The following is a 14,442-nucleotide window of genomic DNA, read 5'->3' on the forward strand; positions in this document are numbered from 1 at the left end:
TGTCGGTATGGGGTGGATTGCCCCTTGTGTCGGGACAGAAAGTGCAAGATCGGCGCAGTGGGGGCGCGCGGGGCGCGGCGCGGAGCGGGGCCGGGGTGCGGGCGGGGGCGCGTGCCCTGCGGTGTGGGGGCGGGCGTGGCAGGGTGGTCGCAGGTTTCGTCGTGAAGCGGGGGAACGGATGAACCGACGATTGGCCGCGCTGGCCAACGCGCACGGTGTTTCCACCTGGTACGAGGATTGGCGGCACCGCCGCGTCGATGTCGCACCGGAGACCGTGGTGGGTGTGCTGGGGCTGCTCGGCGTGGACGCCACCAGCCCGGCGGCGATCGCCGACGCGCTCGCCACCGCCCGCGCTGTCGACCGGAACGCCCTGCCGGAGACGGTGGTGCTCACCCACGGGCGCAGCCGGGCGCTGCCCGGCCCGGGGGTGGTGACACTGGAGGACGGTCGCCGTCGTGCGGTCGACGGTGAGCTGCCAGCGGACCTGCCGCTGGGGTGGCACCGGCTGGCCTGCGCCGACCGCGAGGTGACACTGGTGGTGGTGCCGCGCCGACTGCCGGTGCCGCCGTCGAGCTGGGGGTGGATGCTCCAGCTCTACGCGCTCACCTCGGAGCGTTCCTGGGGCATGGGCGACCTTGGTGACCTCGCCGAGTTCACCAGGTGGGCCGGTGACACCGGGGCCGGGCTGGTGCTGCTGAACCCGCTGCACGCGGTCGGGCCGGCGCACCCGGTGGCCACCTCACCGTATTCGCCGGCCAGTCGACGCTTCGTCAATCCGCTCTACCTGCGGGTCAGCGACACCGCCGCGTACCGGGCGGCGGACCCGGCGACCCGTGCGGTGGTCGACGCGTTGCGTCCCGACCGGGGGCCCCTGATCGACTACGACGAGGTGTGGGCCGCCAAGCGACGCGCCCTGGAGTTGCTGCACCCGTACGCCCAGCCGGTGGATCTTGCCGCGGACCCGGCGCTGGCCAGCTTCGCCACCTGGTGCGCACTCGCCGAGCGGCACGGCAACGACTGGCGTGCCTGGCCGGCGGAGCTGCACCACCCCGACGCCCCGGCGGTCGCCGAGCAGCGTCGGCAGCTCACCGACCGGGTCGCCTTCCACGCCTGGTTGCAACACCTCTGCGACGAGCAGCTCGACGCCGTCACGGCGGCGGCCCGCTCGGCGGGGATGCCGGTCGGCGTCGTGCACGACCTGGCCGTCGGCATCGACCCGGGCGGCGCCGACGGGTGGCAGCTCGCCGACGTGCTGGCCCAGGGTGTGCGGGTCGGCGCGCCGCCGGACGACTTCAACCAGCTCGGCCAGGACTGGGGGCTCGCCGCGTGGCGTCCGGACCGGCTCGCCGCCACCGGCTACGCCGCCTATCGGGACATGCTGCGCCGCACCCTGCGGCACGCGGGTGGTCTGCGGGTCGACCACGTTGCCGGCCTGTGGCGGCTGTGGTGGGTGCCGCCGGGCGGCGGCGCCGCCGAGGGCACCTACGTGCGCTACGACGCGGAGGCGATGCTCGGCATCCTCGCGTTGGAGGCTCACCGGGCCGGCGCGGTGGTGGTCGGTGAGGATCTCGGCACTGTCCAACCGGCGGTGACCCGGGGGTTGCGGGGGCGCAACATGCTCGGCTCGACAGTGCTGTGGTTCGCACGCGACGAGGCCGGTGACTTCGTCCCGCCGGCCCGGTGGCCCCGCAACGCCCTCGCCACGATCTCCACCCACGACCTGCCCACCGCGCCGGGCTTCCTGACCGGTGAGCACGTGCGGGTGCGCGACGAGTTGAAGCTGCTCGGCACCGACGTGGCGGTGGAGCGGGCCCGCGCCGCCGCCGACCGGGACCGGCTGCTCACGATGCTGCGGGCTGAGAACCTGCTGCCCGAGCCGACACCACAGCTACCGACCGTGACTGTCGCCTCCGCGGGTGCAGAGCAAAGGACGGATGCCGATCCGGCGTTGCCTGAGGCGACGGCGGCGCCCGACGACGGCGAGGTGGTGGTGGCCATGCACGCCGCGCTCGCGGCCAGCCCGACCCGACTGCTCGGCGTCTCCCTCTACGACGTGCTGGGCGAGGTGCGCCAACCCAACATGCCGGGCACTGTGGACGAGTATCCGAACTGGCGGCTGCCCCTGCCGGCGAGCGTGGCGCAGATCCGCGCGGACCCCCGGGTGGCCCGCATCGTCGACCTGCTCAGCGCCGCCCGCCCACGACCGGCCGCCCCGACGCCGGCCGCCGACGAGTGACGCGGCCGGGTCAGGTCAGCCAGTCGAAGCGGGCCGGCAGCCCGAGGAAGTCGGCGTAGCGCCCGAGCGCCCGCTCCACCCGGGCCCGCGCCGCGACGTCGAGCGTCGTGAGCGGCTGGATCGTCACGGTCACCGCGGTGCGGCCGATCCGGCGCTTCCACACGCCCACCACCCGCCCGGCGCGGACCACTGTGGCCTGGAAGATGCCGTTGTTGCCCGGCACCACTGCCGCCTGGTGGGCGGGGTCGAGCATCAACGTGCGGTCCCGGAAGCCGAGCAGGTACTCGTCGAAGCCGGGCAGCGCCAGCATGTCGTCCGGCGCGGTGCGCGGCGCGTCAGCCAGCGCCGCGTCGACGTACATCGGTGTGCCGTCGACCCGTACCGTGCTCAGCGCGTCGTCGGCGGCGGCCAGGCCGCGCCGGGCGTCGGTGACGGTGAGGCCGCTCCAGCCGGCGAACTCGCGGTCGGTGACCGGGCCGTGCCCGCGCACGTAGCGGTGGGCGAGCAGGGCCAGCGCCTCGTCCCGCTCCAGCCGGTGCGGTGTGGGCGCCCACTCGTCGAGCAGGGCGAAGGTCTGCTCGGTGCCGATGTTCGGTGCCACGCAGGTCACGCCGCGAACGCTCGCATACCACAGCAGGTGGTAGCCACGCTGCCCGTCGGTGCCCAGGCCGGCCGCCCGCAGGGTCGCCAGGCACTGCGCGCGGGTGAGCCGACCGCCGCCGGCCAGCGCGGCGCCGAGGACGTCCACCGCCCGGTCCGCATCGGCCTCGGTGAGCCCGAGCTGCGCCCGCCGGGTCGCCACGCCGGCCAGCGATCGTACGCCGGTCAGCTCCAGCATCCAGCGGGCGTCGGCGGGCGGGACGAGGTGCACGGTGCCCCGCATCGGCCAGGTGCGCAGCGCCTCCCGCCGCTCCAACGCCGCCTGCACGTCGGCGACACCGAAACCGGGCAGCCGGGCGCCCAGCGACCACAAACCGCTGGCCAGGTCCTGTGCCTGCATCGCGCCGAACCACTCGACCACCTCGGCCACGGAGCCGGGTCGGGTGCTCGGGTGTGGGCGCAGCAGCAGGCTGGCCATCCGCAGCGCCAGCGCGTCGGCCGCGCTGAGGTCGACAGGCATCGGGCGCTCCTTTTCGTGGCCGGGCGGCCAGCGAGGCCGGTTTGGTGGCCGGGCGGCCAGCCTAGGGCCGACCACCGACACTCCTGCTGGTGGGAGGCGTAACGGCGGTCGCGGGGGGAATGCGGCTCGCCGGAAGTACGCGCGCCGCGCGTACGGAAGGGAATCTCATGACTGCCGCAAGCGAGCCGGCGCGGGGCGCCGGCGTAACGGCTGGGTCCCGCGGCCATCGGGGGGGCGCCCGCGCGAAGACGAGCGCCGCGGCGACCTTCGCCCTGGTGTTCGGAGTGGCCGCGCTGTTCAGTGTGTTGACAGCGATCCTCGCCTGGCTGGGGTTGGTGCTCGGCATCATCGGGATCATTCTCGGCATCGTCGGGCTCAAGATGGCCCGCCGACCCGGGGTGACCGGTCGTGGCGTGTCCATCGGCGGCCTGGTGCTCAGCATCCTGGCCGTGCTGATCGGGCTCGGTCTGGCCGCGGGGATCACCACGTTCGTCAACAACGAGAACGCGGTGGACCGCCTGCAGACCCAGGTCGACAATCTGCGCGACAAGCTCGACTGACCCGCGCGTGCCGGTCTGGGCCGGCCCGCCACCCGTCCCGGCCGGCCACAGTAGGGTGGGCGGCGTGCTCCGCCAGGTCACCGCGATCCGCTACGTCACCCCACTGCGCGAGGGTGGGTCGCTGCCTGGCGTGGTGGAGGCCGACGACCTGGGCACCTACGTGGCGAAGTTCCGCGGCGCCGGGCAGGGGCCCAAGGCGCTGATCGCCGAGGTGATCTGCGGTGAGCTGGCCCGCCGGCTGGGGTTGCGGGTGCCACCGCTGGTCGTCCTCGACGTCGACCCGGTGATCGGGCGGGCCGAGCCCGACCAGGAGGTGCAGGAGCTGCTGCGCAGCAGCGGCGGCGCCAACCTCGGGATGGACTTCCTGCCCGGGGCGTTGGGCTTCGACCCGGTGGCGCACCCCGTCGATCCGGCGCTGGCCTCCCGGGTGCTCTGGTTCGACGCGTTCGTGGAGAACGTCGACCGGAGTTGGCGCAATCCGAACCTGCTCGTCTGGCACCGGGAGCTGTGGCTGATCGACCACGGCGCCTCGCTGTACTTCCACCACAACTGGCCGCGCGCCGAGGCCGCCGTGCACCGCGCCTACCGCGCGGAGGACCACGTGCTGGCCCCGTACGCGTCGCGGCTGGCCGAGGCCGACGCCGCGCTGGCCCCCCAGGTCACCCCGGAGCTGCTCACCGAGGTGTTGGCCCTGGTGCCGGGGGAGTGGTTGACCGCCGCCGACTTCGAGACGGCCGACGCGGCGCGCGGCGCGTACCTGAATCACCTGTCCCGCCGGGTCGCCCGCACGGCCGACTGGCTGCCATCGGGGAGCGGGGCATGAGGCAACCCTTCGAGTACGCGCTGATCCGGCTCGTGCCCCGCATCGAGCGCGGGGAGCAGATCAACGTCGGGGTGTTGCTCTACTGCCAGCAGCGCGACTTCCTGGCCGCGCGGACGCACCTGGACGCCGACCGGGTTCGCGCGCTGGCGCCCGACGTCGACCTGCCCGCGGTGGCCGCGGTGCTCGACTCCTGGGACCGGACCTGCTCCGGTGACGGGCCGGCGACCCGGATGCGGCTCGGTGAGCGGTTCCACTGGCTGGCCGCGCCGCGTAGCACGATGATCCAGACGGGGCCGGTGCACACCGGTCTCACCGTCGACCCGGCGGCCGAACTGGACCGGCTGATGGCGGCCCTGGTCCGCTGAGCCGAGGCGGGGCGCGGGAGCGGTTATCGTCCCCTGATCGCGCTACGCCAGCGCCGTTGCCGGCGGAGCGCGATCCCCCGTTCAGGTGCCCGGTGCGGGGCGGCGGCTCGATCCCGCCGGCACCGATGGCATCAGGATCGCGGTCCGCGCGCGGCGTCGGGTCGGAACGACCGGGAAGTTGCGGAAAACTTGAGCCGGCGGACCGGTATCCGGGAGCGCCTGGGCTGTCGTTAGAGCGCGTCCGCAGCGGGTAGTCGCGGGAGCTGATCCGAGACGAAAAGGGGACACTCAGATGGCTGCCCAGACCAAGGTAGCGGTGATCTACTACAGCGCCACCGGCATCACGTACCAGATGGCGCAGGCCGTGTGTGAGGCCGCCGGGGACGCCGGTGCCGAGGTGCGCCTGCGCAAGGTGCGCGAGTTGGCGCCGGACGAGGCGATCCGCTCCAACTCCGGCTGGCAGGCGCACCGCCTGGAGACCCAGGACGTGCCCGAGGCGATGGTCGACGACCTGGCCTGGGCCGACGTGGTGATCCTCGGCGCGCCGACCCGGTACGGCATGGTCGCAGCACAGCTGAAGCAGTTCATCGACACCACCGGCCCGCTCTGGGCCCAGGGTGCGCTGGCCAACAAGGTCTACTCCGCCTTCACCTCGACGGCGACCGTGCACGGGGGTCACGAGACCACGCTGACCTCGCTGTTCAACGTCTTCTACCACTGGGGCGGCGTGGTGGTCACCCCCGGTTACACCGACACCAGCCAGTTCATCGCCGGCAACCCGTACGGCCCCTCGCACACCAGCAACAACGGGGAGATCGCCCCGGACGCCGTGGCGCTCGGGGCCTGCGCGCTCACCGCCCGGCGCGCGGTGCAGATGGGTGCCGCGCTGAAGGCGGGCCTGGCCGGCTGACCGGTTGACGGGCGGGGCGACCGGTGGCGCGGGCGGGGGCTCTCGACCCGGCCGCGCCACCGGTCCATCCAGCCCTACCCCAGAGCCGAGGCGACTATGCGCCTGGGCGCGTCGCGGACAGCTCGTCCGGGCGCGACGCGGGCAGCAACTCGGTCAACAGCTCACTGAGCACGGCGAGCCCGTCCGGGCTGAGCACCGACTCCGCGTGGAACTGCACCCCGGCGAAGCCGCGTCCTCGCAGGGCGTGCACGGCGCCGTCGCCCGGGTCCCGGGCCAGCTCCACCGGCCCGTACGCGGTGGTCAGCAGGTCGGTCTCGGCGCGGGCGGTGAACGTCGAGTAGAAGCCGACCCGGCGGGTCCGGCCGAACAGCGGCACCTCCCGCTGCAACCCCTGGTAGGGCGCGTCCCGGCGGTGCAGCGTCAGCCCCAGCAGCCCGGCGAGCACCTGATGGCCGAGGCAGACCGCGAGGGTGGGACGGCCGGTGGTGAGCAGCCCGGTCAGCAGCTTCCGCAGGGCCAGCATCTTCGGCGCGTCCGCGCTGCCCGGGTCGCCCGGCCCGGGACCGGCGACCACCAGGTCGTAGTCGTCGACCGGGCCGCTCGCGTGCCACGGAAGGGTGGTCACCGCGAGACCCAACGCGCCCAGTTGGTGGGCCAGCATTCCGGTGAAGGTGTCCTCGGCGTCCACGATCAACACCCGGCGGCCGACCAGTCCGGGCAGTCCGGGCGCGTCCGGTGACCGCTGATCCAGCCAGAACCGCGCCAGCGGTGCGTTGCGCGCGGCCAGCGCGTCGCGTACCGCCGGGTCGTCGGCCAGTCGCGCGACCGGCCCGCGGTCGCCGACGGCCGCCGCCGGTCCGAGGCCGAGCGCGGCCAGCACCCCGGCGGCCTTGGCGTGCGTCTCGGCCACCTCGCCGGCCGCCGTCGAGTGCCGGACCAGGGTCGCGCCGACCGGAACCCGCAGTCGCCCGGTGGGGGAGATCTCGGCGGTCCGGATCAGGATCGGGGCATCGAGCGTCTGCCGGCCGGCCTCGTCGTGGCCGAGCAGCGCCAGCACGCCCCCGTAGTAGCCCCGGCCCCGGCGCTCGTGCCGGGCGATCACCCGGCAGGCGTTCTCGATCGGGCTGCCCGTCACGGTGGGTGCGAACATCGTCTCGCGCAGCACCTCCCGTACGTCGCGGGTGCCCCGCCCGGCGAGCAGGTACTCGGTGTGCGCCAGGTGTGACATCTCCTTCAGGTACGGCCCGATCACCTGCCCACCGTGCTCGGCGACGGTGGCCATCATCTTCAGCTCCTCGTCGAGCACCATGTACAGCTCTTCGGTCTCCTTCTCATCGGTGAGGAAGCGCAGCAGGGCAGCCCGGTCGGCGACGCCACCGGGGCAACGGAAGGTGCCGCTGATCGGGTTCATCATCACCAGTCCGTCGTCGACGCTGACGTGCCGCTCCGGGCTGGCGCCGACCAGCGTCCGGGTGCCGGTGTGCACCACGAACGTCCAGTACGCGCCGCGTTCGGCGATCAGCAGCCGGCGCAGCGCGGCCAGCGCGGCCCCCAGCGGCGGGCCCTGGACTGTGGCGTGCAGGGCGCGGTGGATGACGAAGTTCGCGCCCTCGCCGCGGCCGATCTCCTCGGACAGCACCTGCTGCACGTTTCGCGCGTACTCCTCGTCGCTGACGTCGAAGCCGGCGTCGCTGGTGTGGACCGGTTCGTCGGGCAGCGCGGCGAGGGCGTCGGCCAGTGCGATCCGCTGGTGCTCGCGGATGTGGAGGAACTCCAGCGGAGCGCCGTCGTCGACGCAGGCGAAGCCGCGCTCGGTGATCTGGCGGTACGGCACCACTGCCAGGGTCCGCGCCCCGGGCGGGCCGGGCGGCAGCGGAAGGTCGCCGAGCGCTTCGACGGTGTCGACCGGGCCGGTGAACAGGTCCAGGTCGTCAGTGCCCTCGCGGCGCAGCAGCGCGAAGGGGCCGGGGTCGACGCCGCGGGCGACGGCGGCGAGCAGGTCGGTCAGGTGGGTCATCGGAGTCTCCGTCGGGCTGGGTGCCGCCCTCGGGCGGCCCTCCGGCCGGGAGATCCGGCGACCGCCTCGATGGCGGCCGCGTGGATGGAGCTACGCGCGGGGGATGGCCGCCGGGTCGGCGGGCCACCAACTGGTCAGTTGCGCGAGCATGTGATCCACCCTACGCGCCCGTCGGCCGGCTGGCACGGGGTAACTTGACCGGCGATGAACATTCTCGCGCTCGACCTGGGCACCTCCTCGGTACGCGGGCTGGTGCTGGACGCGGACACCCAGCCGCTGCCCGGTGCCCTGGCCCGCCGCAAGGTCGACCTCGCCATCGGTGATGACGGCACCGGCACGCTGTCCGGTCGGGACTATCTGGCGAGCCTGGTCGAGTGTCTGGACGAGCTGGCCGAATCGGGGCACCTGCACGACGTCGGCCTGGTGGCGGTCTCCGCCCAGTGGCACTCGGTGCTTCCGCTGGACCGCGACGGCGCCCCGTTGGGTCCGGTGGTCACCTGGTTGGACACCCGGCCCGCTCCGGTCGGGCGCACCGCCGGGCCGGCGGACCCGGATGGCTTCCACCAGCGCACCGGCTGCTGGTGGCACCGTTCGTACTGGTCGATGCGGTTGCCCTGGTTGCGTGAGCAGTCCGGCACGCCGATTGCCCGGTTCGTCGGTCTGCCCGAGTACGTGCTGGGCGAGCTGCTCGACACGGCGCCCATGTCGATCTCCCAGGCCTCCGGGACCGGCCTGCTGGACCTGCGTACCCTGCGCTGGGACGAGGAGGCGTTGACGCTGGCCGAGGCGCGTCCGGCGGAGCTGCCGCCGCTGGGTGAGCTGGACTGGCACGGTCGGCTGCGGGTCGACCTGGCGCGTCGGTGGCCGCAGTTGGCGCAGGCCCGGTGGTCACCGCCGGTGGGCGACGGTGGGGCGTCGAACGTCGGCTCGGGCTGCGTCGACCCGAGCCGGGCCGCCGTCACAGTGGGCACCTCGGCGGCCGTACGGCTGATGCAGCGGATCCCGGCCGGCGAGCCGATGCCCCGCCTACCCGAACGGTTGTGGCGTTACCGGGTCGACCACGACCACGTGGTGACCGGGGCCGCGTACGCCAACGGCGGCAACCTCTTCGCCTGGGCGGACCGGGAGCTGCGGTTGCCCCGGGGCGCGGAGCTGGACGCGGCGCTGGCGTTGGTGCCGGCGGGCGGCGGCCGACCGGCGAACCCCCGCTTCGGGGGTGACCGGGCGCCCGGGCTGGCGCCGGCGGGCAGCGGTGAGGTGCGGGGCCTGAGCTTCAGCACCACCTCGGTCGACATCCTGGCAGGGCTGATGCAGGGGCTGTGTGAGCTGGTCGCCGGGGATCTCGGGGTGCTGGAGTCCACCATCGACAAACCCGTCGGCGTGGTGCTGGGTGGCGGTGCGGTGGCCGCCTCGGTGTGGTGGCGGCAGGCCTTCGCCACCGCGCTCGCACCGCGGCCGGTGTCGCATCAACGCAACCCGGAGATCGGCGCCACCGGTGCCGCGTTGGTGGCGCTGGGCCGCTTCGGTGACGCGATCGGGCTCGCCGACATCGGCCGGACGGACGAGCTGGTTTTACCGACCACGGCAGGACGTTCCCACCCGCAGTATCCTTCCTGAACCTCGGCCTCGCCCGGGCCGTTGACAGCGGTCCCGAGCCTGGTTGGATGGACTGCGCTCCCCCGACCGCGGTGGACGCGGTAGGACGGAGGAGGCAGGGTGGCGGCAGGTCCCGACCCGGCGAACGGCGCGGTGTCGAACCATCGCCGACGCCGCTTCGACGTCCGAGTCGTTCCGCATCGACGGCGGTCGCCGTTCCGTCTGCGCGACTGGCGGATGAGCACGAAGCTCGCCACGGTGCTGTTGGTGCCGTCGATGGCGTTCCTCCTGCTCGCCGGGGTGCAGACCAGCACGCTGGTGGGGCGGACGACGGCGTTGAACGACTTCTCCAGTCAGGTCGGCATCGGCCGGCAGATCACCGCGGCGGTGCACCAGCTCCAGGAGGAGCGCGACCGCTCCGCGGGGGAGCTGGGTGAGCTGCGGAAGGGTGGTGACCGGCAGGCCACGGCGAACGACCTGAAGCCGTTGCAGGCGGCCACCGACAAGGCCATCGTGGAGCTCAGCCGGGCCGCCGAGCCACTGGCGGACGCGGACGCGTCCTGGCGGGTCGCCTTCTCCGAGGCGTTGGAGACGTACGACCAGGTGGTCGACATCCGCTCGGCGATTCCGCCGGCGGTGCTCAGCACCGAGACCATCCTGGGCAACTACCACCGGGCCGTCGGGGCGCTGCTCGACCTGCTCGCCGAGCCGACACCGGGTCAGAACCAGCCGGCGTTGAACGACGCGGTGCTGCGCTACGTCCAGCTGGCCCGGGTCAAGGAACTCTCCTCCCGGGTGCGGGCCCAGCTCTACGCCGCCGCCCGCGCGGGTGGGTACGGCACCGAGGACCGGGTGACCCTGGCCGACCTGCGCGGTCAGCAGCTCACCGCGCTCGGCGCGTTCCGGGTGGCCGCGACCAGCGAGCAGATCCGCCGCTACGACGAGACGTCGGTGTCGCCGATGTTCCTGATCGCCACCGGGTTGGAGGAGCGCAGCCTGTCCTCCGGCGGCGCGTCGCCGCAGGTGCTGCCCTCGGAGCAGTGGTGGTCGGCCAGCCAGCAGCGTCAGGAGCTGCTGCGCCAGCTTGAGGCGGGCGTGCTCGACGACGCGGTGCGGCAGGCCGAGGAGGCCAGCGCTGATCAGCTGCGGACGACCCTGCTGGTCGTCGGCGGGGTCGTCACGGTCCTGCTGGCCGCCCTGCTCATCTCGTTGCTCATCGGACGGTCGGTCGCCCGGTCGATGCGGATGCTGCGCAGCCAGGCGCTGCAGATCGCCCAGGTGGAGTTGCCGGACGCCCTGGATCGCCTGAAGACCGTCACCGGCGGGGTGCCGCGCATCGACGTGGCGCCGGCGGTGGTCCGCTCGCTCGACGAGATCGGTGAGCTGGCCGAGGCGTTCGTCGCGGTGCACCGCAGCGCGGTCACGGTCGCCGTGGAGCAGGCGTTGATGCGGCGCAACGTCAACGCGATGTTCGTCAACCTGGCCCGCCGCAGCCAGGTGCTGGTGGAGCGTCAGCTGGAGCTGCTGGACGACCTGGAGCGCGAGGAGAGCGACCCGGACCAGTTGGAGAACCTGTTCAAGCTGGATCACCTGGCCGCCCGGATGCGCCGTAACGACGAGAGTCTGCTGGTGCTCGCCGGCACCGACTCGACCCGCCGGTGGAACCGGCCGGTCGGCCTCGGTGCGGTGCTGCTGGCCGCCGCCGCCGAGATCGAGCAGTACCAGCGGGTCCGGATCGAGTCGGTGGCCGACGTGCACGTGGTCGGGCACGCCGTCGGCGAGTTGGTGCACCTCCTGGCCGAGCTGTTGGAGAACGCCACTGCCTTCTCCCGCCCGGACACGGTCGTGGTGGTCACCGCCCAGGTCGAGGCGGGTGCTGCGCTGATCGAGATCGTCGACCGGGGTCTGGGCATGAGCCCGACGGCGCTGGTGCAGGCGAACGAGGTGCTGGCCAGCCCTCCGGCCGCGGACGTCGCGGCGGTGGAGCGGATGGGACTCTTCGTGGTCAGTCACCTGGCGGCCCGGTTGGGCGTCCGGGTGCGGTTGGACGGCGGTGAGGACGGCCTGGTCGCCCGGCTCGCCCTGCCCGCGGTGTTGCTGGCTCCGGCGGGCACCGTGGAGTTGGACGCGCCCCCGTCGGCGCGGATGCTGGCGGCGAGTGCGGCGCGGGGGTTGGTTCCGCAGTCGGGGGTAGGCCGGGAGGCCGCCGCCCCGATGCCGGGCGTCGTGGCGCGGGACCTGCCGGTGGCCGGTCGCCCGCCGGGCGTCGGTGTGCCGCGTCAGGGCCGCCCGATGCCGGTGCGCGCCGAGGACGTGTTGACCCCGGCCGGTGGTCGTGGAGCCGGCGGGGGCTGGTATTCGCGGCAGGGCCCGACCGCGCCGGCGGTGCCCGCCCCGGCGGCGCCGCCGAGCATCCCGGTGACCGCGGGCACCAATGAGCGGGGATTGCCGGTGCGGGTGCCGATGGCGCAGTTGAGCGCTGTCACCCGTTCGGCACAACCGATGACGGCACCGACCCGCACCGACCCGGACCCGGAGGCGGTCGGCGGCATGCTCTCGCGGCTCTACAGCGGAGTACGGCGCGCCGAGGCTGAGGACACCACCGAGATACCCGTGCCACCGTCCGGGGGGCACGACGAAGGGGGACGACGACAGTGACGACGTTGAGCCAGGAGGCGCGTGACCTGAGCTGGCTGGTGAGCGCGTTCGCGGAGCGGGTGCCGGGTGTGGCGCACGCGGTGGTGGTCTCCTCCGACGGGCTGCTGGTGGCGATCTCCGATCACCTGCCGCGTGACAACGCGGACAAGCTCGCCGCGGTGACGTCCGGGCTGATGAGCATCACGGCGGGCGCGGCCTCGATGTTCGACGGCGATGTCGTCAAGCAGACGGTGGTCGAGATGGGCCGTGGCTATTTCCTGGTGATGCAGATCCGCGACGGTTCGATTCTGGCCACGTTGGCCGCCGGTGACGCGGACATCGGTGTGGTGGGCTACGAGATGGCCCGGCTGGCCAAGCAGGCGGGGGAGATGCTCACCCCGGCCCTGCGGGCGGAGTTGCAGCAGGCGCTGCCCCGCTGAGTGGGTCGGCCGAGGCCCGGACGGTCACCGGCTCACCCGAGCCGAGCCGTCCGGGCCCGGCCGTCCGGGTGGCGGCGCGTTCAGAAGCCGCCGTCGGCGATGACGGAGCGGTACCAGGTGGCGGAGTTCTTGAGCACCCGCCGCTGGGTGGCGTAGTCCACGTAGACGAGGCCCCAGCGCTGGTCGTAGCCCTGGTCCCACTCGAAGTTGTCCAGCAGTGACCAGACGTGGAAGCTTTCCAGCGGCACCCCGTCGGCGATGGCCCGGTGTGCGGCGGCGAGGTGGTCGCGCAGGAAGCTGATCCGACCGGTGTCCTGGACGGTGTCGTCCGCGTCCAGAGTGTCCGGTGTGGGCAGCCCGTTCTCGGTGATGGTGAGCGGGATCGGGCCGTAGTCGCGGGTGATCCGGGTCAGTAGGTCGTACATTCCCTCGGGGTAGATCTGCTGCCACTCGGCCTCGGAGGTCGCCCAGCGGTGCGCGGTGCCGCCGTCGGCGGTGACGTAGATCGGGGTGTAGTACTGCACGGCCAGCAGGTCGACCGGCGCGGAGATGGTCTTCAGGTCGCCGTCGCGGATGCCCTGGACCATCCGGCTCTGCGGGCCCAGGTCGGCCAGCAGGTCCTCCGGGTAGCTGCCCTTGAACAGGGAGTCGAGGTAGAGGCGGTTCTCGTAGGCGTCGTAGAGGTGGGCGGCCGCGGCGGCCTGCGGGGAGTCGTCGGCGGGGTAGCAGGGGTGCAGGTTGAGTGCGGGGCCGATCCGGCTGTCGCTGCCGCTGGCCCGCAGCGCGGCGACGGCGAACCCGTGGGCGAGTTGCAGGTGGTGGGCGACGAGGTAGGCGGCGTCCGGGTCCTGCCGGCCGGGGGCGTGGTGGCCGGTGAGGTAGCCGTTCTGCACCACGGTCTTGGGCTCGTTGATGGTGAGCCAGGCCGGCACCCGGTCGCCGAGGGCGCGGAAGACCACGTCGGCGTAGTCGGCGAAGCGGTGGGCGGTGTCGCGTGACTCCCAGCCGCCGGCGTCCTGGAGTGCCTGCGGGAGGTCCCAGTGGAACAGGGTGGCCATCGGGGCGATTCCGCGCTCGTGCAGGCCGTCGAGGAGACGGCGGTAGAAGTCGAGGCCGCGCTGGTTGGGTGTGCCGGTGCCGTCGGGCTGGATGCGGGGCCAGGAGATGGAGAAGCGGTAGCTGCGCAACCCGAGGTCGCGCATGAGGTCGAGGTCCTCGGCGTAGCGGTGGTAGTGGTCGATGGCCACGTCGCCGGTGTCGCCGTTGCGGGTGCGCCCCGGGACGCGGCTGAAGGTGTCCCAGACCGACTCGCCGCGCCCGTCCTCCTTGGCGGCGCCTTCGATCTGGTACGCGGAGGTGGCCGCGCCCCAGCCGAAGTTGTCCGGAAAGCGCAGCGGGCCGGCGGGCCCAACAGGTATCGACATGGATTCTCCTCATGGATACGGGGCCACCGCCGAAAGGTTCGGGAGCGCTCCCATGATAGGGCAGACGCTGCCTGCCGGTCAGCCGGCCGTCAGAACGGCCGGCGCTGGCGGGTGGGCGGCGGATATGACCCCGAGCAGCGAACGAGGCCGTCCGGGCGGCGCGGCGCGCCTGTCCCGTCGGCCTCTTTTCCTATCGTGTACGGGGGTTTAGTGTGGGGACGGGGGAGGGCAACCCCCGTCCCCACCGTAACTGCACACGCGCGGGCGGAATTTTGGGTCCTGCCGTGCGTGTCGCGCGGGAGCCGGGCCACGCG

At 73.3% G+C, this 14,442-nt stretch carries 11 protein-coding genes; 8 read left to right on the plus strand and 3 right to left on the minus strand.

The window, feature by feature from the left end:
- The first annotated feature begins 178 nt into the window (after positions 1–178).
- The gene (gene malQ, locus OH804_RS04210; RefSeq protein WP_406062859.1) at positions 179–2,236 is read left to right on the plus strand and encodes a 4-alpha-glucanotransferase; all 2,058 of its coding nucleotides are present in this window, start codon (positions 179–181) and stop codon (positions 2,234–2,236) included.
- A 10-nt stretch (positions 2,237–2,246) separates the two neighbouring features.
- On the opposite strand, the gene OH804_RS04215 is transcribed toward malQ, so the two are convergent.
- Positions 2,247–3,356 carry a winged helix DNA-binding domain-containing protein gene (locus OH804_RS04215; RefSeq protein WP_406062861.1) on the minus strand — a complete coding sequence of 370 codons (1,110 nt, stop codon included), beginning with the start codon at positions 3,354–3,356 and terminating at the stop codon, positions 2,247–2,249.
- Positions 3,357–3,631: 275 nt separating this feature from the next.
- Here OH804_RS04215 and OH804_RS04220 point away from each other — a divergent pair, with 275 nt between their 5' ends.
- From OH804_RS04220 to wrbA, 4 genes are all read left to right on the plus strand, one after another.
- Positions 3,632–3,916 (plus strand): hypothetical protein, encoded by a 285-nt coding sequence (locus OH804_RS04220; protein WP_231392751.1) that lies wholly within the window; start codon positions 3,632–3,634, stop codon positions 3,914–3,916.
- Between the two features lie 64 nt (positions 3,917–3,980).
- On the plus strand, positions 3,981–4,739 hold the full coding sequence (locus tag OH804_RS04225) for a HipA family kinase (RefSeq protein WP_406062863.1): 759 nt from the start codon (positions 3,981–3,983) through the stop codon (positions 4,737–4,739).
- Positions 4,736–5,104: a DUF3037 domain-containing protein gene (locus OH804_RS04230; RefSeq protein WP_130402437.1), complete on the plus strand. Its 369-nt coding sequence runs from the start codon at positions 4,736–4,738 to the stop codon at positions 5,102–5,104. Before OH804_RS04225 ends, OH804_RS04230 begins: the two co-directional genes overlap by 4 nt.
- Positions 5,105–5,396: 292 nt before the next feature.
- On the plus strand, positions 5,397–6,014 hold the full coding sequence (wrbA, locus tag OH804_RS04235) for an NAD(P)H:quinone oxidoreductase (RefSeq protein WP_196924264.1): 618 nt from the start codon (positions 5,397–5,399) through the stop codon (positions 6,012–6,014).
- A 94-nt stretch (positions 6,015–6,108) separates the two neighbouring features.
- Here wrbA and OH804_RS04240 read toward each other — a convergent pair whose 3' ends face one another.
- The gene (locus tag OH804_RS04240; protein ID WP_406062866.1) at positions 6,109–8,031 is read right to left on the minus strand and encodes an anthranilate synthase family protein; all 1,923 of its coding nucleotides are present in this window, start codon (positions 8,029–8,031) and stop codon (positions 6,109–6,111) included.
- Between the two features lie 204 nt (positions 8,032–8,235).
- On the opposite strand from OH804_RS04240, the gene OH804_RS04245 reads away from it, so the two are divergent.
- The 3 genes from OH804_RS04245 to OH804_RS04255 all read left to right on the plus strand — a co-directional run bounded on the left by OH804_RS04245 (position 8,236) and on the right by OH804_RS04255 (position 12,704).
- Positions 8,236–9,648, plus strand: a complete 1,413-nt coding sequence (locus OH804_RS04245) for an FGGY family carbohydrate kinase (protein WP_196924262.1) — start codon at positions 8,236–8,238, stop codon at positions 9,646–9,648.
- Between the two features lie 99 nt (positions 9,649–9,747).
- Positions 9,748–12,285, plus strand: a complete 2,538-nt coding sequence (locus OH804_RS04250) for a nitrate- and nitrite sensing domain-containing protein (RefSeq protein WP_406062869.1) — start codon at positions 9,748–9,750, stop codon at positions 12,283–12,285.
- Positions 12,286–12,290: 5 nt separating this feature from the next.
- Entirely contained in the window at positions 12,291–12,704 is a 414-nt protein-coding gene (locus tag OH804_RS04255; RefSeq protein ID WP_196925059.1) for a roadblock/LC7 domain-containing protein, read from the plus strand.
- A gap of 80 nt (positions 12,705–12,784) precedes the next feature.
- On the opposite strand, the gene OH804_RS04260 is transcribed toward OH804_RS04255, so the two are convergent.
- Positions 12,785–14,128, minus strand: coding sequence for a GH1 family beta-glucosidase (locus OH804_RS04260; protein ID WP_196924260.1), 1,344 nt, complete (start codon positions 14,126–14,128; stop codon positions 12,785–12,787).
- Positions 14,129–14,442: the final 314 nt, after the last annotated feature.

Source organism: Micromonospora sp. NBC_00860 (genome assembly GCF_045207375.1).
GTDB classification, from domain to species: domain Bacteria; phylum Actinomycetota; class Actinomycetes; order Mycobacteriales; family Micromonosporaceae; genus Micromonospora; species Micromonospora vinacea.

Coding starts and splice junctions, on each gene's coding strand:
- malQ (WP_406062859.1), top strand. CDS start 179: ATGAACCGACGATTGGCCGCGCTGGCCAACGCGCACGGTGTTTCCACC.
- OH804_RS04215 (WP_406062861.1), bottom strand. CDS start 3,356: ATGCCTGTCGACCTCAGCGCGGCCGACGCGCTGGCGCTGCGGATGGCC.
- OH804_RS04230 (WP_130402437.1), top strand. CDS start 4,736: ATGAGGCAACCCTTCGAGTACGCGCTGATCCGGCTCGTGCCCCGCATC.
- wrbA (WP_196924264.1), top strand. CDS start 5,397: ATGGCTGCCCAGACCAAGGTAGCGGTGATCTACTACAGCGCCACCGGC.
- OH804_RS04240 (WP_406062866.1), bottom strand. CDS start 8,031: ATGACCCACCTGACCGACCTGCTCGCCGCCGTCGCCCGCGGCGTCGAC.
- OH804_RS04245 (WP_196924262.1), top strand. CDS start 8,236: ATGAACATTCTCGCGCTCGACCTGGGCACCTCCTCGGTACGCGGGCTG.
- OH804_RS04260 (WP_196924260.1), bottom strand. CDS start 14,128: ATGTCGATACCTGTTGGGCCCGCCGGCCCGCTGCGCTTTCCGGACAAC.